General features: G+C 71.0%; 18 protein-coding genes and 1 pseudogene. 8 read left to right on the forward strand and 11 right to left on the reverse strand.

What is annotated here, in order from left to right:
* Nucleotides 1-34: 34 nt before the first annotated feature.
* From ACIPUC_RS17735 to ACIPUC_RS17755, 5 genes are all read right to left on the reverse strand, one after another.
* Nucleotides 35-484, reverse strand: coding sequence for a hypothetical protein (locus ACIPUC_RS17735; RefSeq protein WP_446590383.1), 450 nt, complete (start codon nt 482-484; stop codon nt 35-37).
* A gap of 121 nt (nt 485-605) precedes the next feature.
* The gene (locus ACIPUC_RS17740; RefSeq protein ID WP_446590385.1) at nt 606-797 is read right to left on the reverse strand and encodes a hypothetical protein; all 192 of its coding nucleotides are present in this window, start codon (nt 795-797) and stop codon (nt 606-608) included.
* Nucleotides 798-1,014: 217 nt separating this feature from the next.
* Nucleotides 1,015-1,509 carry a barstar family protein gene (locus ACIPUC_RS17745; RefSeq protein ID WP_446590387.1) on the reverse strand — a complete coding sequence of 165 codons (495 nt, stop codon included), beginning with the start codon at nt 1,507-1,509 and terminating at the stop codon, nt 1,015-1,017.
* Nucleotides 1,497-6,155 carry a putative T7SS-secreted protein gene (locus tag ACIPUC_RS17750; RefSeq protein ID WP_446590389.1) on the reverse strand — a complete coding sequence of 1,553 codons (4,659 nt, stop codon included), beginning with the start codon at nt 6,153-6,155 and terminating at the stop codon, nt 1,497-1,499. Before ACIPUC_RS17750 ends, ACIPUC_RS17745 begins: the two co-directional genes overlap by 13 nt.
* Nucleotides 6,155-6,805 carry a hypothetical protein gene (locus tag ACIPUC_RS17755; RefSeq protein ID WP_446590390.1) on the reverse strand — a complete coding sequence of 217 codons (651 nt, stop codon included), beginning with the start codon at nt 6,803-6,805 and terminating at the stop codon, nt 6,155-6,157. The genes ACIPUC_RS17750 and ACIPUC_RS17755 overlap by 1 nt, the downstream gene beginning before the upstream one ends.
* A gap of 482 nt (nt 6,806-7,287) precedes the next feature.
* Between ACIPUC_RS17755 and panD the strand changes: the two genes are divergently transcribed.
* From panD to ACIPUC_RS17770, 3 genes are read left to right on the forward strand one after another with little or no spacing between them, the layout of a single operon-like run.
* The gene (gene panD / locus ACIPUC_RS17760; protein WP_266782268.1) at nt 7,288-7,707 is read left to right on the forward strand and encodes an aspartate 1-decarboxylase; all 420 of its coding nucleotides are present in this window, start codon (nt 7,288-7,290) and stop codon (nt 7,705-7,707) included.
* Between the two features lie 15 nt (nt 7,708-7,722).
* A complete protein-coding gene (locus tag ACIPUC_RS17765; RefSeq protein ID WP_446590392.1) occupies nt 7,723-8,064 on the forward strand; it encodes a GNAT family N-acetyltransferase in 342 nt (113 codons plus the stop codon).
* Nucleotides 8,061-8,696, forward strand: coding sequence for an aspartate/glutamate racemase family protein (locus ACIPUC_RS17770; RefSeq protein ID WP_446590394.1), 636 nt, complete (start codon nt 8,061-8,063; stop codon nt 8,694-8,696). Before ACIPUC_RS17765 ends, ACIPUC_RS17770 begins: the two co-directional genes overlap by 4 nt.
* Before the next feature lie 240 nt (nt 8,697-8,936).
* Here ACIPUC_RS17770 and gndA read toward each other — a convergent pair whose 3' ends face one another.
* Complete coding sequence (gndA, locus tag ACIPUC_RS17775) at nt 8,937-10,382, reverse strand: NADP-dependent phosphogluconate dehydrogenase (protein ID WP_446590396.1); 1,446 nt, start codon at nt 10,380-10,382, stop codon at nt 8,937-8,939.
* A 185-nt stretch (nt 10,383-10,567) separates the two neighbouring features.
* Between gndA and ACIPUC_RS17780 the strand changes: the two genes are divergently transcribed.
* A complete protein-coding gene (locus ACIPUC_RS17780; protein WP_446590398.1) occupies nt 10,568-11,845 on the forward strand; it encodes a transglycosylase family protein in 1,278 nt (425 codons plus the stop codon).
* Between the two features lie 102 nt (nt 11,846-11,947).
* On the opposite strand, the pseudogene ACIPUC_RS17785 reads toward ACIPUC_RS17780, so the two are convergent.
* Nucleotides 11,948-12,841: pseudogene (locus tag ACIPUC_RS17785) on the reverse strand (DMT family transporter); the annotation flags it as partial.
* Nucleotides 12,842-12,939: 98 nt separating this feature from the next.
* Here ACIPUC_RS17785 and ACIPUC_RS17790 point away from each other — a divergent pair.
* Nucleotides 12,940-14,427: an SDR family NAD(P)-dependent oxidoreductase gene (locus ACIPUC_RS17790; protein ID WP_446590400.1), complete on the forward strand. Its 1,488-nt coding sequence runs from the start codon at nt 12,940-12,942 to the stop codon at nt 14,425-14,427.
* Here ACIPUC_RS17790 and ACIPUC_RS17795 read toward each other — a convergent pair.
* The gene (locus ACIPUC_RS17795; RefSeq protein ID WP_446590401.1) at nt 14,399-14,908 is read right to left on the reverse strand and encodes an HD domain-containing protein; all 510 of its coding nucleotides are present in this window, start codon (nt 14,906-14,908) and stop codon (nt 14,399-14,401) included. The genes ACIPUC_RS17790 and ACIPUC_RS17795 overlap by 29 nt on opposite strands.
* Before the next feature lie 337 nt (nt 14,909-15,245).
* Here ACIPUC_RS17795 and ACIPUC_RS17800 point away from each other — a divergent pair, with 337 nt between their 5' ends.
* Nucleotides 15,246-15,419 (forward strand): hypothetical protein, encoded by a 174-nt coding sequence (locus ACIPUC_RS17800; RefSeq protein ID WP_446590403.1) that lies wholly within the window; start codon nt 15,246-15,248, stop codon nt 15,417-15,419.
* A 152-nt stretch (nt 15,420-15,571) separates the two neighbouring features.
* Nucleotides 15,572-16,555, forward strand: a complete 984-nt coding sequence (locus ACIPUC_RS17805) for an NAD-dependent epimerase/dehydratase family protein (RefSeq protein WP_446590458.1) — start codon at nt 15,572-15,574, stop codon at nt 16,553-16,555.
* Here the strand turns inward: ACIPUC_RS17805 and ACIPUC_RS17810 are convergent.
* The 3 genes from ACIPUC_RS17810 to ACIPUC_RS17820 are packed head-to-tail and all read right to left on the reverse strand — an operon-like array spanning nt 16,541 to nt 19,391.
* A complete protein-coding gene (locus ACIPUC_RS17810) occupies nt 16,541-17,980 on the reverse strand; it encodes a lipase maturation factor family protein (RefSeq protein WP_446590405.1) in 1,440 nt (479 codons plus the stop codon). The genes ACIPUC_RS17805 and ACIPUC_RS17810 overlap by 15 nt on opposite strands.
* A 20-nt stretch (nt 17,981-18,000) precedes the next feature.
* Nucleotides 18,001-18,543 (reverse strand): DUF1990 family protein, encoded by a 543-nt coding sequence (locus tag ACIPUC_RS17815; protein WP_446590406.1) that lies wholly within the window; start codon nt 18,541-18,543, stop codon nt 18,001-18,003.
* The gene (locus ACIPUC_RS17820) at nt 18,540-19,391 is read right to left on the reverse strand and encodes a YndJ family protein (RefSeq protein ID WP_446590407.1); all 852 of its coding nucleotides are present in this window, start codon (nt 19,389-19,391) and stop codon (nt 18,540-18,542) included. Before ACIPUC_RS17820 ends, ACIPUC_RS17815 begins: the two co-directional genes overlap by 4 nt.
* 147 nt (nt 19,392-19,538) lie before the next feature.
* Here ACIPUC_RS17820 and ACIPUC_RS17825 point away from each other — a divergent pair, with 147 nt between their 5' ends.
* Nucleotides 19,539-20,822, forward strand: a complete 1,284-nt coding sequence (locus tag ACIPUC_RS17825) for a DUF6777 domain-containing protein (protein ID WP_446590408.1) — start codon at nt 19,539-19,541, stop codon at nt 20,820-20,822.
* Nucleotides 20,823-20,824 lie beyond the last annotated feature (2 nt).

Genomic DNA, 20,824 nt, shown 5'->3' on the forward strand with positions numbered 1-20,824 from the left:
CCGGGCACGACACCAGCATGCCTCCCGGGCGGGGTCAGGTCAGTACGCGCATCGCGAGTACGGAGCCGTCTCGGTGGGTGGAGACGGGGCCGTCCCACTTCGAGTCCCATCCGAGAAGGGGCCATGTCTTCCGTTGGGCGTGGACCGCGGTGCGGTACCGCTCCAATTGACCGTTCTCGAGATGGTGGTAGAGGTCCTTCGTAGCTCCGGAGAACGCCTCGACCCGGGTCCTGTTGAGACGGAAGACGTGATCGGTGCCGACGAAGTCGATGCCAAGGAGCTGTGCGTACGCGTCTTGGACGCTGTCGGTGGCGGCATGGATCAGGCCCGTGAAGTGTCGCTGGCCCTGCCTGCTGGTGAACTGCGGTCGGTAGGGGTAGCCGGATCGCGGTCCGGGGTCACGGCTGGTGAGGGCCCAGCCGGCCCGCAGCGCTTCGCGTACTTGGTCACCGCGTCGTGGACTGAGTCGACGGCGTCCAACCACGTCCCCCCCTACGCGCCGTACACATCGGTCGTCGCCTCCCTCCGCGCTGCGTTAGCCGCACCTGAAGCTGCGCAAGTTCGTCTGGAAGCTCGATCGCTACTAGCGGATCGTACGCGGCCGATCACGACGGAAGCCCGGAGGCGATCCGTGCACCCAGCTCGCCAGCCGCCCACCGGACCTCGTCAGAGTGGGCATCGTCCTCCAGCAGGGTGAGCAGGCTGAGGACTGTCCGTGCCCCGCCGAGCGTCACGTACGAGCCCCGGCGCTTGTCGTCCTCCAGGTAGCTGGCGAGGCGTTGAGCGAGATCATCCATGCCCGACAAACGCGTGGCCTGCCCGGTCGCGCTCCGCCGTCCCACACCTCCGGTTCACCGCCGCACTACTCGATCGGCAGCCACGACTCCCTGTCCAGCCAGCCAGCCAGCCCGCACGGCACAGGAACTCGGACCATGTCCCCCATCCCGTATGCGACGCCGAGAATCACGTCCTCACCGTGCACATGCGCGACGACCCGCCGACCACGGGTGGTGGCTAGGAGTTGGGTGAGTTCAAAAGTTCTTCAAGGCGTCTCGCGAGGCTGGGTGCCGATTCCGTGCCGCATGACAGGACGACGGAGAATTTGCTGAGCGTCACACCCTCGGGTCTCTTGGTGTAGGACCACCGCTGACCAGCGCGCCATAGGGTTCTGAAAAACTCCTCGCGAGCAACGTCATCCTCGGAAAGGATGCTATCAGCGGATTCGATGATCAGGACGTGGTAATCCGACGAGAGCCATTGGAGGTCGCGAAGGCAATCATAGAAGGCATTCCAGTTCCATCCGAAATATTTGGGGAACTTTAGCGATTCATCGAACTGCTGAAACGCTGCAATCTCGTCGGGCATATCCTGTCCGTTCAGGCGTGCCACATAAACGCTGCCCGACGTGGGCAGGAGTTCATTAGGGTGCATGCCGCCGCCTGCCGTGATGATGTGCATCCATGGGGCGATACGGATTGCCGGTTCCTCTTCTGTCATCAGTTCACCCATCTGGGACTTTCGCCCACAATGTACGTCTGATAGTGAGTTGGAGTGTAGTAGGCGGACCCATCGCTACCGAACACCCAACGCTCACCGCCTGGCTTAGGATTGTCTGGTGATGGGTAGGTCCCATATTCATTATAGGTGATCGGCTTACCTGAGGGTTCGTGGGTCGGAAGTTGGTAGCCGCCATTTTTGCCGCTGTTTTCAAATGGCTCACCCCACCACGACTTCGGCCCATGGAAGTCGGGTCCGCCCCACCAGGTGAAACCGTACTTACGCACGTCCTGAAGGGATTCCATGGCCTCCGCAGGGATGGTCTTGGGTACCCATCCGTGAATGTTGTCAACGTCCCCCAGCGTTTCTCCCGGGGTGAAGGCCGGGCAGCCTGCCAGCCCCATGGGGTCGACCCACGTGTGGGGATTGGGGATATAGGCCGCCGGGTTGGGAGCTGGGGTGAGGCCCAGGGGGTCATGGCTGAGGTAGCGGGCGGTTTCGGGGTCGTAGTGGCGGAAGTAGTTGTAGTGGAGGCCCGTTTCAGGGTCGAAGTACTGGCCTGGGAACCGAAGTGGGGTGTACGCCGTGCTGGTGGACGCCCAGGTGGTGGTGCCCCACACGGTGGTGCGGGTGTGCCAGGCCAGTGTGCCGGACTCGTCGATCAGTTCTGTGGGGGCGCCCACCAGGTCGGTGATGATGGTGAAGAAGCGGGTATCTATGACCTCTTGGGGCGTTTCCCGGTCCAGGAGGCGTTCTCGCTGGGTCAGGGGCTGCAGGCCCTTGTGGTCCCAAGTGAGGACTATCGAATGGGACAGGTCCGGCGATTCCGTTGTCTGTTCACACAGGGTCGTGCCGTCCCAGGTAAACGTGACTTGTTCGAGGACCGTCGTGCCGTCGGCGGCGAGGCGCTCCTTGGAAGCGCGGCGGCCGAGGGCGTCGTACGCGTAGCGCCATACAGCGCCGTCGGGAGTCGTCACCGTACGCAAGCGGTCCTCGGCGTCCCACTCGTAGCGCCAGGTGTCCGATTTGCCGGACAGGCGGGTTCTCCGGCGCAGGGTGACACGGCCCAATGCGTCGTGTTCGTAGTGCATCCTGCCCGCGCGCGTGATCGTCGTGCCGGTGTACTCGCGAGGGCCCACGGCGTCCTGGCCGGGGTGGGTCGACGGCCAGGAGGCTGTCGTCTGGTTGCCCGCCTCGTCGTAGCTGTACCGCTCGGTCCAACCCTCCGCCCGGACGGCAGTGACCCGGCCGGCCGGGTCCAGGTCGAAGGTCTTCGCTCCCACGAGCTGGTCGTCCAGGCAGATCAGGTTGCCGTCCGCACGGTACGTGTAGTCGCGGCGCTGGATGCTGTAACCGTCGCCGGTGACGTGTTGGGTGGTGAGCCGGCCCCCGTGGTCGTACCGGGACAACAGCGTGACGGTGTCGCCGATCCGGCGGGTGATCTCCTGGCCGACCGCGTCGTAGTCGAAGGCGATGGTGCGGCCGGACGTGGTCAGGGAGGTGCGGGAGCCGACCGCGTCGTAGGTCCAGGTGCTGACAGCCCCCGTCGGGGTCGTGCGGCCGGTGCGGCGGCTGAGTTCGTCGTACGCGTACGCCGTCGTCCGGCCGTTGACGGTCTCGAACTTGAGGCGGCCGTACCGGTCGCGGAGACACGTCAGCGTGGAATCCGCGTTGACCGCTTCCGCGAGCTGGTCGCCGGAGTCGTACGCGAATGTCGTCACAGCGCCTGCGGCGTCCTTGCGGACGACTCGATCCAGCTCGTCCCGCTCGTAGCGGATGGTCTGGCCGAGCAGGTCCGTCCGGGAAACGAGCCGCCCCGCCGCGTCCCTTTCGTACGTCAGCGTCCGGTCGCCGAAGTCCATCTCGGACGTGACCCGCCCGACCGGGTCGTACACGTAGTCCCACGTCATGCCCTGGGGGTTGGTGACTTGCGTGAGGTGGAGATCGGTGTCGTAGCTGAACTCGTAGCGGAAACCGTCCGGCCCCGTGCGGGCGGTCAGGACATCGAAGTCCGTGTATTCGAAGGTCGTGACCCCGCCAAGAACGTCAACGTGGGCGACACAGTTGCCCTCACCGTCGTATGTCCATGACTCCTCGCTGCCGTCGGCCTCGACACGGCGGGCGAGTTTGCCCTCGACCGTCCACTCCAGGCGCGTGACGGCACCCAGGGGGTCGGTGATCGACACGGCTCGGCCGAAGGCGTCACGCTCGTAGCGCGTGGTCGCCCCCAGCGGATCGGTGATGGTCAGGGGCAGACCGGCCTTGTCGGAAACGATTGTCGAGGTGTTTCCGAGCGCATCGGTGACGGAGGTGACGATGCCGGTCTCGTCGTAGGTGAAGCGAGTGGTTGCTCCGGACGGCGCTGTTACCGACGTCCGGTTGCCGTTGGTGTCGAAACTCTGACGCGTGACATTGCCGTCGGTCCCAACGATGCGTATCGGGAGCCCGAGTTCGTTGTACTCGGCCCGTGCCTGCCGGCCGTCCGGGCGCTCCACAACGGTCACGCGGCCCAGCTCGTCGAAGGTGGCGCGGCTCACGTGGCCCAGCGGATCGGTCCGTGACAGCAGTCGGTTGTAGCGGTCGTACTCGAAGCGGGTGACCGCGCCCAGAGGGTCGATTTCGGCGACTACCTGTGACCGGTCATTGACCAAGTGACGCTCGGTGTGTCCCAGACCGCTGGTGACGGTGGTCATGTGGAGCCCGGTTACGGGATCGACGTCGTCCCAGGTGAAGGTGGATTCGAGGTGTCCGTTCGTGCCTGACTGGTAGGTGCAGCGGTTCTGATCGTCGTAGACGTAGTCGAAGCGGCTTCCGTTGGTGTCGGTCCACGAGGTGATGCGGCCGTGTTCGTCGCAGTCGAAGCTCAGAGGGCGGCCGGAGGAGTTGGTGACCGAGGTGAGATGGCCATCGGTGTAGCCGTAGCGCAGGATCTCCTGGTCGGATCCGTCCGTCGCAGCCCCCGTGAGGTGGAGGGCCGTCACCCGGCCTGCGCTCGTGGTGAGCTTCAGGTGGTAGCCAGCGTGGTGGACGATCGCCGTCGGGGCACCCGCCTCGTCGTGCTCGAAGGTGATCCAGCGGCCGTTGCGGTCGTCGATCTGGGCCAGGAGAGCGAGCTCGTCGCCGTGGTCCGTGAAGTGCCAGACCCTGTCGGTGTCGGGATCGGTGATGGTGTAACCGCCCGGGACCCGGTCCAGTGGCCACTGTCGGCCGTGCGTGGGCATGACTGGAGCCCCAGGGGCCGGGTGGGGGTAGGCGAGGAGACTGCCCTCGTCACAGCTGAAGATCACTCCTACGGAATCGATCTCCAGCCGCTGGTCCACCGTGGACGACCACGTCGGCCCGAACCAGCGCCCGGAGCGGCGTGCGGAGTCAAAGGTGCGCCGGAAGACGAGTGGAAGTGCGCCGGGCAGGGCGATGTCGGTCGCAGGCAGCAGCATGCGGCCAGTCGCGATGTCGACCGGGTCCCTCTTGCATACCGTCTCGCTGCACCGCTTGCCGTTGCTGTCGGGGTTCTGTTCGTGATCCCCGCGGCTGCCGCCCGGCTTGTTGCCGTCCAGGTGCTTTGCGTCGTCGAGGAGTTTGGCAGCTGTGGCGGCTCTGCGGGCAGCGCCGGACAGCAGGCCACTCCCCTTGGAGCCGGCGGCTTCCGGGACGAGCTTGCCGCCGAACTCGAAGGGGTCCTGCATCGCGCTGTCGGCCATGGCCTTGGCCGCGGCGCCCGGGTCGTTGGCGGTAGTGAGGAAGCCGGCACCCATGCTGTTGAGGCCCATCTGGGCCACGGTCGGGTGGGTGATGTTGTACGGGTCCTGCGGGCTGAGCGCGCGGCCGAAATTGACCAGGCCAGCCGCGCCCTTGGCGATTCCGCCGAGGAAGTGTTCAGCCTCCGCGCCTTTGCGGACGATCTCGACCAGCGCGGCGTCGGCGGCCGACACCTTCGGCGCCGCGTCACGGGCCTTCTCCAACGCCTGCGCCACCGAGCGGGCCACGTCGTCGCGCTGGCGCCGCGCCTCGGCCAGCTTCTGCCGGGCGGCCTTGATGCCGTCCGCACCCGGGTCGGTGAAACCCATGGGGCGGGCCGGCAGCGGATCCTGCTGCGCTTTGACAGCCGACTCGTAGTCCTTGACCCACGTGTCGTAGGCGGCGTGAGCGTTCTCCGACAGCTTGACGGCGGTCTTGTACTCGTCGATCGCCTCCTTCGCCTGCCCCTGCGCCCACGTCACCGTGTCGGCGAAGCGGCCGACCGCGCCGGCCGCCGTCTCGAAGGCGGCCGCGGCCGCGAACCAGCGGGGCGCCTTCTCCTGGACGGAGTCCCGAAAGGCGTCGGCCGTCGCACCCTTGATGCCGTCCGTGCCCAGCTTCTTCAGGCCATCCCCGGTGCGGGTGAAGGCAGCGTGGAAGTCACCCAGGTGCCCGGCGGTCGTCCGCAGGCTGCTGGCGCTGCCGTGGACCAGCTGCTTGGGATCGTCGCTCTGGCCGAGCTCGACCTCCCCGACGTCGGCGCCCAGACGGTTCGCCGCGGAGTTCGCCGTGCTGCGGACCGCGTTGGCGCCCCCTTGCCAGCCGACATCCTCCAACACGTCGGCGCTCTTGTCGCCGAGCCACTCGACGGCGTCGCCCGTCAAGGCGGCACCCTTCTCCAGCCAGTTGCCGCCGCCCATCAGGAACTGCCCCCCTGATCCCCGCTCCGATCACTGTCCTGATCGCCAACCTGCTGGTCCGCGCCCTGAGGGTTGCGGATGCGGTCGAGGGTCTCGCGGTCCATGCCCTGCGCTTCCGCGACATCCTCCAACACGCTGCCGCCGAAACCCTCGTTGAGGATGCCGCGCTTGGTGTCCGCCCACGTACGGTCGAAATCCTCCCGGGCCTGACGCGCCTGCTCCGGCGTTTCCCTCTTGAGCGCGTGATCGGAGAGGATCGCGTCCATGGACTTCTTCTCGACCTCGTCCTCCGACGCGTAGGGGTTGCCAATACCGGCGTTGACCAGCACCTTGAAAGTGCCCCTGCGGTACTGGTCCTCCTCCCACACCGAGCCGGCCGCGATGCCCAGGCGCTCGGCGAGCCCGCTGGTCATGACGAAGAGACTGCTCACGCTCAGATCCCAGCGCTCGCAGAACCCCTCCAATGCCGCGGCGACCGCCGGATGACCGGCCTCCATACCCGTCAGCGTGAGCTGGCTCGTACCACCACCCGCCACGGCCGAGGTGTCCATCGCGAACTCACGCAGCTCCCCGACCGCGGACCGCAGACCGTCCTGGATGTTCCCCACCGCGACCGGATCCATCTCCAGGTCTGCGCTGCCACCACTCATGATCCCCCCCAAGGTTCCCGAAGACGCTACACGAGAAGACCGACAACTCCGGCTTCGGGCGGCGACGTTCGGCCAGGTCAGCGGACCACTGCGGCATGTCCCGGCCACCCGCAGTGCCAGGTGATGACTGCCATCGTCTGGCACTGCATGTGGCCACACGAACCAGGGGCGGACCAATGGGAGGCCCCGCCGACCAGCGTGCCGAGTCCGCTGCCGCCTGCCGCCTGCCTCGGCCTCCTCGACGACACGGCGCAGTACGTGATCACGAGCGCGTTCGATGTAGACCGGCAGCAGCGAGTCGGAGGGGTGGGGGCGAGCTGCCGTGCCGGCCTGACGGTGCGTCGGAAAGGTCAGCAAACGGTCAGCATGAGTCCTGCCAGACCCGGGGAAAGCTGACCGAACATGCGAATCGTTGTAGGCTCCGAAGACCGCCCTTGACCTGCGATGAGCAGGCAGGGAGCAGACATATCGGGAGTTATTTCATGTTTCGGACCATGTTCAAGTCCAAGATCCACCGGGCCACGGTCACCCAGGCCGACCTGCACTACGTCGGGTCCGTGACCATCGACGCCGATCTGCTGGACGCGGCCGATCTGCTGCCCGGGGAGCTCGTCCACATCGTGGACATCACCAACGGGGCCCGGCTGGAGACCTACGTCATCGAGGGCGAGCGCGGGTCCGGGGTCATCGGGATCAACGGCGCCGCGGCCCATCTGGTGCACCCCGGTGACCTGGTCATCCTCATCAGCTACGCGCAGGTCGAGGACGCCGAGGCGCGGGTGCTGAAGCCCCGTGTGGTGCACGTGGACGGTGACAACCGGATCATCGAGCTGGGTGCGGATCCCTCCGCCCCGGTGCCGGGGACGGATCAGGAGCGCAGCCCCCACGCCGTGGCTGTCTGAGGGGAGTCGGGGACCGTGGCGATCGAGTTCAAGGACGAGCGGAAGACCGGACGGCTGCTGGCGGTCGAGGACGGGACGGCAGTCGGGCTCATCGCCTACTTCGTGCTCGCCGAGGAGCCCCACGCGCTGGTGGCCGTGCACACCGTCGTCGAGCCGGGCCACGAGGGCCGGGGCATCGCCGGACAGCTGGTGAAGACCTTCTACGGGATCGCCGCCGCCGAAGGGGTGCCCGTGGTTCCGCTCTGCCCGTATGCGGCGAGCTGGGCCGCCAAACACCCCGACCAGGCGCCCGAAGCCCCGGCCGCGGTCGTCGCGGCGGCCAAGGCCCAGCTGGACGCCGACTCGGACCTCTGGTGACCGGCCCCGGACTCACCCTCCTGCACACCTCGCCCGTACACGTCCCGGTCTTCGACGCGCTGCGGGACCGGAACCACCCTGGGGCCGTCCTGCGCCACCTGGTGGTTCCGGAACTGCTGGACCGGGCCCGCGCCGAAGGGCCGCAGGCGGTGGCTCCGGCCGTGCTGGAGGCACTCGCCGGGGCGGGACCGGACCCCGTGCTGGTCACCTGCTCGACGATCGGGGCGACCGCGGAGGCCCTGGCTCCGGCGATCGGCGCCCCGGTGCTCCGGGTGGACCGGCCGATGGCCGCCGCCGCGGTGCGCACCGGCGCGCGGATCGCCGTACTGGCCACGGTGGAGTCGACCTTCGCGCCGACCGCGGAGCTGCTCGCCGAGGAGGCGGGCGAGGAGCCCCTGGCGATCCGTGCGCACCTCGTCGCCGGGGCCTGGGAGCGGTTCGAGGCGGGGGACACCGCCGGATACCTGGCCCGCGTGGCCGCGGCCGCCGACGCCGTCACCGACGCGGACGTCGTCGTGCTGGCCCAGGCCTCCATGGCCGGCGCCGCGGATCTCGTCACGACACGGATCCCGGTCCTGTCCAGCCCGGCCCCGGGCCTGGCCGCCGGCCTGCGCCAGGTGGGGGCCTCGTAGGCGCATTCCTCGCGCCATCGCGGGAAAATGGGCTATATGGTGCGAAAACTCGAAGAGACGCAGCCGCCGGTCCCCGAGCCCGAGCCGACACCGGACCCCAGCCCCTTCCCGGACCCCGCGCCGATCCCGCGCCCGGTGCCACCCGTGCCCGGCCCCTTCCCGGAGCCGGACCCGGTGCCTCCGCCGCCGGGGCCCGCGCCGGTACCCCAGCCCGGGCCCTGGAGCTGAGCCGAGCGCCCCTCAGGTCGTCTGGACCTCGGAGCGGTCACCGCTCCAGAGGGTGTGGAACGAGCCCTCGCGGTCGGTGCGGCGGTAGGTGTGTGCCCCGAAGAAGTCGCGCTGCCCCTGGGTCAGCGCGGCAGGCAGCCGCTCCGCCCGCAAGGCGTCGTAGTACGCCAGCGAGGCGGAGAAGGCGGGCACCGGGATGCCGTGCTGCACCGCCGCGACCAGAACGGCCCGCCAGTCCTGCTGGGCCGCGCCGATCTCGCCCGCGAACCCCTCGTCCGCCAGCAGGCTCGGCAGCCCGGGCTGCGCGTCGTACGCGGCCCGGATCCGGTCCAGGAACGCCGCCCGGATGATGCAGCCGCCCCGCCACAGCGAGGCCACCGCGCCCAGGTCCACCCCCCAGCCGTACTCCTCGCTGCCGGCCCGGATCTGGTGGAAGCCCTGGGTGTACGAGACGATCTTCGAGGCGTACAGGGCCTGCTCCACCCGGGCGGCGAACGCGTCCGCCTCCTGCGGGGAGAGCGCGGCGGCCGTCGGGCCCGCGAGCCCCCGGGCGGCCGTGCGCAGGCCGGTGTGGCCCGAGACCGAGCGGGCGAAGACCGCCTCGGCGATCCCCGACACCGGCACGCCGAGGTCCAGGGCGATCTGTACGGTCCAGCGGCCGGTGCCCTTCTGCTCGGCCGCGTCGGCCACCACGTCCACGAACGGCCGGCCCGTCGCGGCGTCCGTGTGCGCGAGCACCTCCGCCGTGATCTCGATCAGGTACGAGTCCAGGCGTCCCCGGTTCCACTCCCGGAAGGTTTCCGCGATCTTCGCGGGGGAGTAGCCCGCGACCTCGCGCAGCAGGTGGTAGGCCTCGGCGATGAGCTGCATGTCGGCGTACTCGATGCCGTTGTGCACCATCTTGACGAAGTGTCCGGCGCCGTCGGGGCCCATGTGCGAGGTGCACGGCGTGCCGTCCGCGGCCTTCGCGGCGATCTTCTCCAGCAGCGGGCCGAGCGACGCGTACGACTCCTGCGAGCCGCCGGGCATGATGCTCGGGCCGAGCAGCGCGCCCTCCTCGCCGCCCGAGATGCCCACGCCCACGAAGTGGATGCCCTGCCCGCGCAGCTCCTTCTCGCGGCGCCGGGTGTCCTGGAAGTGCGCGTTGCCGCCGTCGATGATGACGTCGCCCTCCTCCAGGAGCGGGGCGAACTCGTGGATCACGGCATCGGTCGGATCCCCGGCCTTCACCATGACGACGATGCGCCGGGGGCGCTCCAGCGCGTCGACGAACTCCTTCGCGGACTCGGCCGCCACGAAAGCGCCCTCGTGGCCGAACTCCTCCACCAGCGCCCTGGTCTTCGCGGCGGTGCGGTTGTGGACGGCCACGGTGAAACCGTTGCGGGCGAAGTTCCGGGCGAGGTTGCTGCCCATCACCGCGAGCCCGGTGACGCCGATCTGGGCTGTGCTGGTGCTCATCGTTGCGCTCCTGCGTGCTTCGGTGTGCGGGGATGACCGACGCTACATCCAGGCGGCCGCCCGGCGGCGTCCTTCGAGCCGAGGTGGCGTCAAATTGGCCTGCGGAGCGCCCTGTTGCGCCCCTTGTCATGCTCTGATCGGGACGTTAAGTTGTGCGGTTCCTGATGTCTTCGAGGGGGGCTCCCATGGGTGTACGGGGCCGGCACCGCCGGTATCAGCCGAGCAGCATCAACCGGGCCTCGCTCGCCGTCACCGCCGGTGGCGCCGGGATCGCGCTCCCGCTCATCGGCGCCGGAGCCGCGCACGCCGCCTCCGTGGACACCTGGAACAAGGTCGCCGCCTGCGAGTCGACGAGCAACTGGCGCATCAACACCGGCAACGGCTACTACGGCGGCCTCCAGTTCAGCCAGAGCACCTGGCGGGCCTTCGGCGGTACCGCCTACGCCCCCCGGGCCGACCTGGCCACCAAGGACCAGCAGATCGCGGTCGCCGAGAAGGTCCTGCGGGGCCAGGGGCCCCAGGCCTGGCCCCAGTGCGGCAAGAAGGCCGGGCTCAGCCGCAGCGGCCCGGCCCCGGCCGTCGCGCCGGGGAAGCAGGCGCAGCCGCCGGCGCAGAAGCAGTCCCAGCAGCCGAAGCAGGTCCAGCCGCAGCAGGCGACCACGCCCCGCCCGACCGGCACGTCCGTCCTGCCGAGCCCCTACGTGGTCGCGCCCGGCGACTCGCTGTCGGCCATCGCCACCGAGCAGCACGTCGAGGGCGGCTGGCAGGCCCTGTACGAGACGAACCGCGCCACCGTGGGCGGCAACCCGAACCTGATCTTCCCGGGGCAGCGGCTCACCTTACGGATCACCGCAGCGCCGCCCGCGCAGAACCCGGAGAAGCCGCCGCGGACGGCCGAGCCGGTGAAGCCCGTGGAGCCGGCGGCGGAGAAGCCCGCCGAGCCCGCCGCAAAACCAGCGCAGAAGCCGGCACCCCGGCAGACCGAGAAGCCCGCCGCCGCACCCGCCGAGAAGCCGGCGCCTCAGCAGCCTGCCTCAGCGCAGCAGAAGCCGGTCTCGGGCGGCTTCTCCGCCCCCGTCGACGCCGCCCTCGGCACGGCCTACCGCGTCGCGGGTTCCTCGTGGTCCAGCGGCTACCACACGGGTGTCGACTTCCCGGTGGCGACCGGAAGCTCCGTCAAGTCCGTCGGCCCCGGCCAGGTCGTCTCCGCCGGCTGGGCCGGTGCGTACGGCTACCAGGTCGTCATCCGGCACACCGACGGCCGGTTCTCCCAGTACGCCCACCTGTCGGCCCTCGGCGTCAAGGCCGGCCAGCAGGTGTCCGGAGGCCAGCGGATCGGCCGTTCCGGCTCGACCGGCAACTCCAGCGGACCGCACCTGCACTTCGAGGTGCGCACGGGTTCCGGCTACGGCACCGACATCGACCCGCTGAAGTACCTCCGCTCCCACGGAGTCGACATCTGACCCCCGTACGTGCGAGGGCACGGCGGTGAGCAGGATCAGTCCGGCCGCCGCCACCACGGCGCTGGCCAGCGCCGCCGTCGTGCCGACCGCCCCGTACCGGAAGCCCTCGTCGAACAGCGAGATGCCGACCGTCGCCGCGACCACGGGATTGATGACGGTCACCGTGGCCAGCGGCGCGGTCAGCCCGGCGCCCCGGTAGGCCGCCTGCGACAGCAGCAGCCCGCCGGAGGCCAGCAGCGCTATCGCCCCGAGATCGGGCCACAGGGCGCCCGGCGAGCCCCGGGTGAAGCCCTCCGCCACCGACTTGGTGAACACCGAGGCCATGCCGAAGGCCGTCCCGGCGGCCGCGGCCGTCACGACGCTGCGCAGCACCGCCCGGTGCATCCGGTGCGACACCAGGAGCAGCGCCGCCACCGAGACCCCGGTCACCGTGAGCAGCAGGCTCCGCTCGCCGCCCGCGAGGGACTCCGCCCGCCCCTCCCCGCCGGTCAGGGCCAGCAGGCCGGCCAGGCCCGCCGTGGCCAGCACCGCCCCGCGCCAGGCCGCCGCGCCCGCCCGGCGCCGTACGAAGAGGGCCGCCATCGGGAGGGCGAAGACGATCGTGAGCGCGCCGAGCGGCTGGACCAGGCTCAGCGGCCCGTACGCGAGGGCCACCACGTGCAGCAGTGCGCCGAGGCCGTTCAGTGCCACCGCGGCCCACCAGCCGCCCCGCCGCAGCAGTGCGGACAGCCGGTCCGGCGTGCTCGCCGCGACCTGTTCCTGGACGATCGCGCCGGCCGCGTACGCCAGGGCGGACACGAGACAGAGCAGGACCGACAGCGCCAGTGCACTCATGAAGTCCACAATGCCCGACCGGACTTCGCTATTCCTCCGCCCACAGGGGGTCACGAGTCGTACTCCTGGCGTAGTACGGGAGTACTCCAGTCTGCGCGCCCGACGCGATCCGGCCGGCGCGTACCGTGGCGGACCGAGCGCGCTGCGTGAACCGCCCGGCATCGGGTTTGGTTCCGGGCGCGTCCGATCCGTACAGTTCCCCTTTTGAGGACTTCCGCAGCAGGCGGATGCGGACGAGTGATCAAGGAACGGCAGCGGCCATGACGGTGACCGAGGAAAGCAACGACCAGAGGCAGGCGTTCGGGCCGGGCATCGACCCCGACCGGATGGCCCTGTGCCTCAGCGTCCTCGACGAGCTGGACAAGCTGGACGTCGACCACCCCGACGCGATCACCATCCGCCGCGCCACCGCCGGCCTGTACCGCACGGTCAAGCAGCGCCGCCGCCAGGAGCGCCGCGCCGCCAAGACGGCCAACGACAAGGCCGTCACCGAGGCCACCGCGACGGGCTCCGCCGAGCGCATCGACGACGAGACCGAGGGCATCCTGCCCTCCTCGGTCACGGAGGCCGGCCGGATCGCCGGGATACTCCAGCGCCCGCGCTCCTGCTACATCTGCAAGACGCGGTACGTCGAGGTCGACTACTTCTACCACCAGCTCTGCCCGGACTGCGCCGCCGAGAACCGCGCCAAGCGCGAGGCCCGCGCCGACCTCTCCGGCAAGCGCGCGCTGCTCACCGGCGGCCGGGCCAAGATCGGCATGTACATCGCGCTGCGGCTGCTGCGCGACGGCGCCCACACCACGATCACCACCCGCTTCCCCAAGGACGCCATCCGCCGCTTCAAGGCGATGGAGGACTCGGCGGACTGGATGCACCGCCTGGAGGTCGTCGGCATCGACCTGCGCGACCCGGCCCAGGCCGTGGCGCTCGCCGACCAGGTGGCCGAGGCCGGTCCGCTGGACATTCTGATCAACAACGCGACGCAGACCGTGCGCCGCCTGCCCACCGCGTACGCGGCGCTGGTCGAGGGGGAGAGCGCCCCGCTCCCCGCCGGTGAGCTCCCCGCCCACCACGTCATCGGCGCCTTCAACTCCGGAGCGGTCGACGGTCTGGCGGCGCTGCCCGTCGGCGTGAGCGGGCTCGAGGCGCAGAAGGTCGCCGACCTCGCCCTGGTCGCGGGCAACGCCAGCCTCGAACGGCACCTCGACGGCACCGCCATCGACGCGGGCGGCCTGCTGCCGGACGTCGTCGAGTCCAACACCTGGGTGCAGACCATCGACCAGATCTCCCCGGTGGAACTGCTCGAGACCCAGCTGTGCAACTACACGTCGCCGTTCATCCTGATCAGCGCGCTCCGGCCGGCGATGGCCGAGGCCGCCCGGAAGGCGTCCAGCGGGCGTGCGTACGTGGTGAACGTCTCGGCGATGGAGGGCGTGTTCAGCCGCGGCTACAAGGGCGCGGGGCACCCGAACACCAATGCCGCCAAGGCCGCGATGAACATGGTGACGCGGACCAGCGGCCAGGAAATGTTCCAGACCGACCGCATCCTGATGACCTCGATCGACACCGGCTGGATCACCGACGAGCGCCCGCACTTCGACAAGCTGCGCCTCGCCGAGGAGGGCTTCCACGCCCCGCTCGACCTGGTGGACGGCGCGGCGCGCGTCTACGACCCGATCGTGCGCGGCGAGGCCGGCGAGGACCTGTTCGGCGTCTTCCTCAAGGATTACGCCCCCGCAAACTGGTAGTCCGCCCCGGCACCGGGTCCTCCTGGATTCCCGCGATCGACCCCCTCGGCGAACCGAGGGGGTCGTTCCCGTTCCGGCCGTGAGCCCGGTAGGCGCCCGCAGCGACCAGTTCCAGCACCGGCTGCCAGTCCTCCAGCACGCCCGCCTCCAGGCCCGCCGCACCGGCTCCGTCGTGCGTCTGGCGCAGGGTCGCCGCGGCCTCGCCGTCCGGGCCGGCCGCCGCCAGGGCGCCGGGCCCGCCCTCGTCCCCGGTCCGCGCGTGCAGGCGGATCAGCCGGGCCACCCGCTCACCCAGCAACGGGCGGACCGCCTCCGCCACATCGTGATCGCGCGGGGACGCTGTGTCACCCGGACGGAGCAGTTCGCCGAGATCCAGTACCAGGCCCGCGATCTGGAGCTCCTTGTCGAACGGGTGGGCGCGGCGCAGCAGGGCCGCAGTACGCAGTCCGCGGCCGCCGCGGCAGGCGTGCAGAAGATCCATCAGCTCCGGAACACTTGAGACGTGGGGCACTTCGAACCCCCGTACTCCGGACCTCGCCACCGCCGCTCCCTCCGTCGCCCCCGCGCGCATCCGGCGTCGAGCGGACCATGCTTGTCGCACCCGCGGGCCGACGACTTCCTGAACTCGCGGCGAAAACAAGAGGGCGACGCGGTTTTTGCCTTTCTATCGAGCGGGGGCCCGCTCATATGTGTACTCTGGGGCATCAGACGGCCCCACCCGGGCCACGCTCCACCAAGGCGCCACCGCGTCCGGAAACCCTTTCCTCCCAGCCCGGCGCGGCACGCCTGCCGGGTTACGCGACACAGAGGAGTGCGCGGTGACAGAAACGACGAAGCCCGAACCGACGTTGCTGGAGCGGACGGGGGCGCGGTCCAAGCCCCGAACCGACGAGCTCGGAAGCCTTGAGGTCTGGGCGCGGTCCGCCCCCATCCGGCTGGCGGGGTACGAGGACGACCTGGCGGAATCGCACATCCTGCCCGGCATCGACTGATCCGCAAGAGCGGTACGCGCGCGCCCCCGTGCCACCCGCACCGGGGGCGCTGCCGCGGCCCGAACGGTTCCCGAACCGCCTACGCCGTGAGCGTCATCGCTGAGGGCGATCATGACTTCCGCCGCGCCGGCAGGCCCGGCACGCTGGGCGCCATGAAGCTGCTGATGCTGGGTGGAACCGAATTCGTAGGACGGGCGGTCACCGAGGACGCCCTCGACCGGGGCTGGGAGGTGACCGTCTTCCACCGGGGCCACCACGCGCCCCCGCCGGGCGCCTCCGCCCTGCACGGGGACCGCACCGCCCCCGGCGGCCTGGACGCCCTGGCCGAGGGGGAGTGGGACCTCGTCGTCGACACCTGGGGCGGCGCCCCCACCGCCGTGCGCGACAGCGCCCGCCTGCTGCGCGAGAGGGCCGGCCGGTACGCGTACGTCTCCAGCCGCTCCGTGTACGCCTATCCCAGCCCGGCCGGAACCGACGAGGACGGCCCCGTGGTGGAGGGCTCCCCCGACGCCGCGTCCGTCGCCTACGCCGAGGACAAGCGCGGCGGCGAACTCGCCGCCCAGGACGCCTTCGGCGACCGCGCCCTGCTGGCGCGCGCCGGGCTGATCCTCGGCCCGTACGAGAACGTAGGCAGGCTGCCCTGGTGGCTGAACCGCACCGCCCGCGGCGGCCCGGTCCTCGCGCCCGGCCCGCGGGAACTGCCGATCCAGTACATCGACGTACGCGATCTCGCGCGCTGGACCCTCGACGCGGCCACCGCCGGGCACCACGGTCCCTACAACCTGGTCTCGCCGGCCGGCCACGCCACGATGGGGAGCCTCCTGGACGCCTGCGCCGCCACCACCGGCGGCCGCGCCGAACTGCGCTGGACCGACCCGGACGTGATCCAGCGGGCCGGCGTACAGCCCTGGACCGGGCTCCCGGTCTGGATCCCGGCGGGCGAGGACCACGACCACATGCACGCCGGCGACGTGTCCAAGGCCCTGGCCGCGGGCCTGAAGTGCCGCCCGGTCGAGGAGACCGTGGCCGACACCTGGGCCTGGCTCGGCTCGCTCGGCGGAGCGGCCCCGCAGCGCTCCGACCGTCCGGCGCCCGGCATCGACGCCCAGCGGGAGGCGGCGCTACTCGGGCTCTGACCGGGCCGCGTCGGCGAGACGGGTGGGCGGCAGGTACTCGCGCAGCAGCGTGCGGTGCCACCACGCGCCCGTCTCGCGCAGCTCCCGCCAGGTGGTGAACCGGTAGCGGTAGAGCAGGGCGCGGACATAGCGCGGCGGAGCGTCCGGGAAGGGATTGTGCCGCAGCAGCCGCAGCGTGTCCCGGTCGCCGGCCAGCAGCCGTTCCACGAACGGCCCGAACCAGTCCCGCGCATAGCCGGGGGAGAGCGCCGCGAACCACATCAGCCAGTCCAGGCGCAGGTGGTACGGGGCGAACTGGCGCGGGATCCTGTGCGGTTCCCCCGGTTTCCCCTTGAAGCCGTACTCCCGCCAGTCCCCGTCCTCGTGCGGCACCCGGTCGGCGGTGCCCTCGACCACCACCTCGTCGCGGATCCGGCCCACCGTGCCGAACGCCCCGTAGGTGTTGACCAGGTGGAGCGAGTCGAAGGAGCGGTTCATCACCTGGCGGCGCGAGACCATGTTCACCACGGGGTGCCGGCTCAGCACCAGCACCAGCACGGTCGCGGCGCAGACCAGGACCGCGAACCACACCGGCGCCGCCCGCGAGGCGGCGGCCGGGGGCGCGCCCGCGAGCCCGGTGAAGTCCACGGCCGACAGCGCCAGCGTGATCGTCAGCCAGTTCAGCCAGGCGAAGTTGCCGGACACCACCAGCCACAGCTGCGTCGCGACGATGATCCCCGCCGCGTACGAGGCCACCGGCTGCGGGGTGAACAGCAGGACCGGGACCACCAGTTGGGTCACGTGGTTGGCCGCGCACTCCGCCCGGTGCAGCGGCCTGGGCAGACGGTGGAAGAACCAGCTCAGCGGCCCGGGCATCGGCTGCGTCTCGTGGTGGTAGTAGAGGCAGGTGAGCTTGCGCCAGCAGGAGTCCCCGCGGATCTTGATCAGCCCGGCCCCGAACTCCACCCGGAACAGCACCCAGCGCAGCAGCCAGAGCACCAGCACCGGCGGCCCGGTCCGCGCGTTGCCGAGGAAGACGGCGAGGAACCCCACCTCCAGCAGCAGCGACTCCCAGCCGAAGGAGTACCAGGTCTGCCCCACGTTCACGATGGAGAGGTAGAGCAGCCACAACAGCGCCCACATCGCCATGGCGACGGCCAGCGGCACCTCGTCCCCGGCCCCCGCGGCCAGCGCCGCGGCCAGCAGTGCCCCGGCCCAGGCGCACCCGGCGAAGAGCCCGTCGGAGTAGCGCAGTTGGAACAGGCTCGGGGCGCGCCGGAACGGCACGTACCGTACGTAGCGCGGCACGGGCAGCATGCCCCGCGTTCCGATCAGGGCCCGGAACTGCAGGGCGGCCCCGACGAAGGCGAAGAGGTAGACACCGGCCAGGGCCCGCTGGAAGACCAGCCGGCCCAGCCAGTACCCGGGCGCCGTGAACCAGTCCATCTATTCCAGTATCGGCCCGGTCAGGCGGCGGCGGCCAGCCTGCGCACGTGGCGGCCCAGCCAGCGGGCGTAGGTCCGCTGGAGGACCGGGACCACCGGGCCGGCGAGCCGGGTGTACCAGCCGGCCGGACGGCTGAAGGCGGTCACCGTGAACCACACCGTGCCGTCGGCGTCCATGTCGACCACGAAGGACTCCTCCCCGCTCTCGGGGTGCCCGGTGAGCGTCCCGTACGCGAAACCCGCGCGCGTGGGCGCGTACACCGTCCATATCACCTCGCACGGGGCGCTGATCCGCAGCGGCCCCAGGCCGATCCCGACCACCGCGCGGGTGCCGGGGCGCACGGCCGCCGCCGCGCCGATGTCCGTGCGCACCCGCATTCCGGAAGTCCGGTGCGCGTGGAAGGTGGTCACCGCGACCCCGGCGGCCTCGAAAACGGCCTGTCCGCGGCCGATCCGGGTGCGGTGGTGCAGGTGGTGGTAGCCGGCGGGCAGCGGGCGGCGGGCCGTCGCACCCCGGTCGGGGTAGCTGAGGGTGTCCCGGCCGGCGCTGATCAGGCGTGTCATGGCGTGGTCTCCTGTCGGGCGGTCTGCGGGTGGTCTGCGGTCAGCCGGCGCCAGGCCAGCACCGAGCAGAGGGCGAATCCGAGGGCGTTCCCGAGGCCGTGGGTCGCGGCCATCCAGGTCAGCGTGGGGTGGGGGATCCCTGAGGCCTCGCCGGCCGCCCACCACAGGGCGAGCAGCATGGTGGCCACCAGGACCACGGCCGAGGTCGCGAGCAGTGCGCGGGTGGTCCGGTCGCGTCCGGCGGGCCGGACCTCCCGCCAGGTCGCCAGGGCCACGGCCCACATCCCGCCGGTCAGGACCACCGCGCCCGCCAGTTCGGCCCAGTCGTCGACGAAGTAGCCGAGGAGCACGAGCAGGGTGCCCGCCGGGACGCTGTACGCGGCCCAGCGCGCGCCCGGCCCGGGTGCCGCGGCCCGGCACACCAGTCCGGCCACCAGGGCGGCCGCGAATCCGGCGAAGTGGAAGTGGGGCACGGTGAGCGCCAGGATGTCGAGGTCGAAGCCGAACAGCCGGTACCCGGCGCGTTCGGCGACCAGGGCGGTCCCCGCGATCGAGGGCGAGGCCAGCGCGGTGGCCGCGGCGATGCCGGCCGGTCCGGGCGCCCTGCCCCGTCGGAGGAGCACTGCGGGGGCCCGCGCCGCCAGGGCAAGGCAGGCCGCCGCGTAGAGTGCGGCCGGCACGGTGGCGGTCCAGCCGCGCGGCAACCACAGGCACACCGCCCCGAGGGTCGCGGGAAGCGGCCACAGGCGGGCGATCCGGTGGAGCCCGACCGGGTCGATCAGGCGCAGGCCGGCCGGGACCACGTACAGCATGCCCAAGGTGACGATCACGTTCACCAGTACCGTCACGACACACCCCCCTCCCGTTGAACGCGTTCAACTCACGGCGACGACTCTACGGGGTTCCTTGAACATGTTCAAGAAGCGCTCCGGTTGCGGCTCTCGCGCGGATGCGGCAGACAAGAGGGAGCAACCGGGGCGAAAAGGGAGATCCACGTGCACGCACCGACACCTCCGACACCTCGTCAGGCGCCGCGTCGTCACGCACCGGCGGGCGCCGCTCTGTTGGCCGCCCTCGGCCTGTTCGCGGCGGGCTGCGGCGGTTCCGAGGAGAAGCGGGGGACCGCGGGGGCGGAGAGCCAGGAGCTCTACCTCCAGCCCGTGGCCTCCGCCGGCCCCGCCCCCTTCACCGCCTCCTCGGCCACCGCCGAGTCCGCACCCGTACAGCCCCCGCTGCCCAACCCGACCGGACAGGGCATCCGCACGGTGAACGCGGCCACCCCCGGCCTGTACGGCGGCACCCAGCGGCTCGGCAGCTGCGACGTGGAACAGCAGGTCCGCTACCTGACCGGCGACGCCGCCAAGGCCCGGGCCTTCGCCGAGGCCTCCGACATCGAACAGGCGAAGATCCCCGAATTCCTACGCGGCCTCACCCCCGTCGTGCTCCGGGCCGACACCCGGGTCACCAGCCACGGCTTCCGCGAGGGCGCCGCCGACAGCTTCCAGGCCGTACTCCAGGCCGGCACCGCCGTCCTCGTCGACGAGCACGGGATGCCCCGGGTCCGCTGCGCGTGCGGCAATCCGCTGCAGTCCCCGCGCGCCCCCAAGGGCTCCCCGGTGCACAAGGGCGACCCGTGGAACGGCTACCAGCCCAACCAGGTCGTGGTCATCGAGCCCACGCCCCACGTGCTCAACAACCTGGTCATCGTCAACGTCGCCGACAACACCTGGATCGAGCGCAAGCGGGGCGACGACGGGGCCCAGGACCGGACTCCGCAGGTGGTGCCCCCGTACGACCCGGCCGACGGCATCCCCGACGGGCCCGTCACCGCGCCCGCCGACCCCTGCCCGAGCCCCACCGGCAACAGCCTCGCCCGCACCGCCCCGCCGACGCCGCCCGACGGCAACACGGGCGTGCCCGGCCCCGTGGCCACGGACTGCCCGCCGGATGCGCCGAACACGCCCGCCGCTCCGTCCTCACCCGGGGACGGAGCGCGGCAGAGCCCGGGTCGGCCGCCGAACCCGTCCACCCCGCAGCAGCCGCCGTCCGATGTGCCGTCCGACCTGCCCTCGGACCTGTCCTCCGAGGTGCCGTCCGACGGCTCCTCCGATGTCCCGTTGGACGTTCCCTCCGACGGGACGGAGGATTCGGGCGACCCGTACGACCCCTTCGGCCCCGCGGATCCCGCGGATCCCGCGGATCCCTCCGACCCCTCTGACCCCCTCGTCCCGGACGAGCAGGCGCCCTCCGACTCCGGCTACTCGCTGGAGAGCGCCTGACC

The organism is Streptomyces sp. LARHCF249 (genome assembly GCF_052871255.1).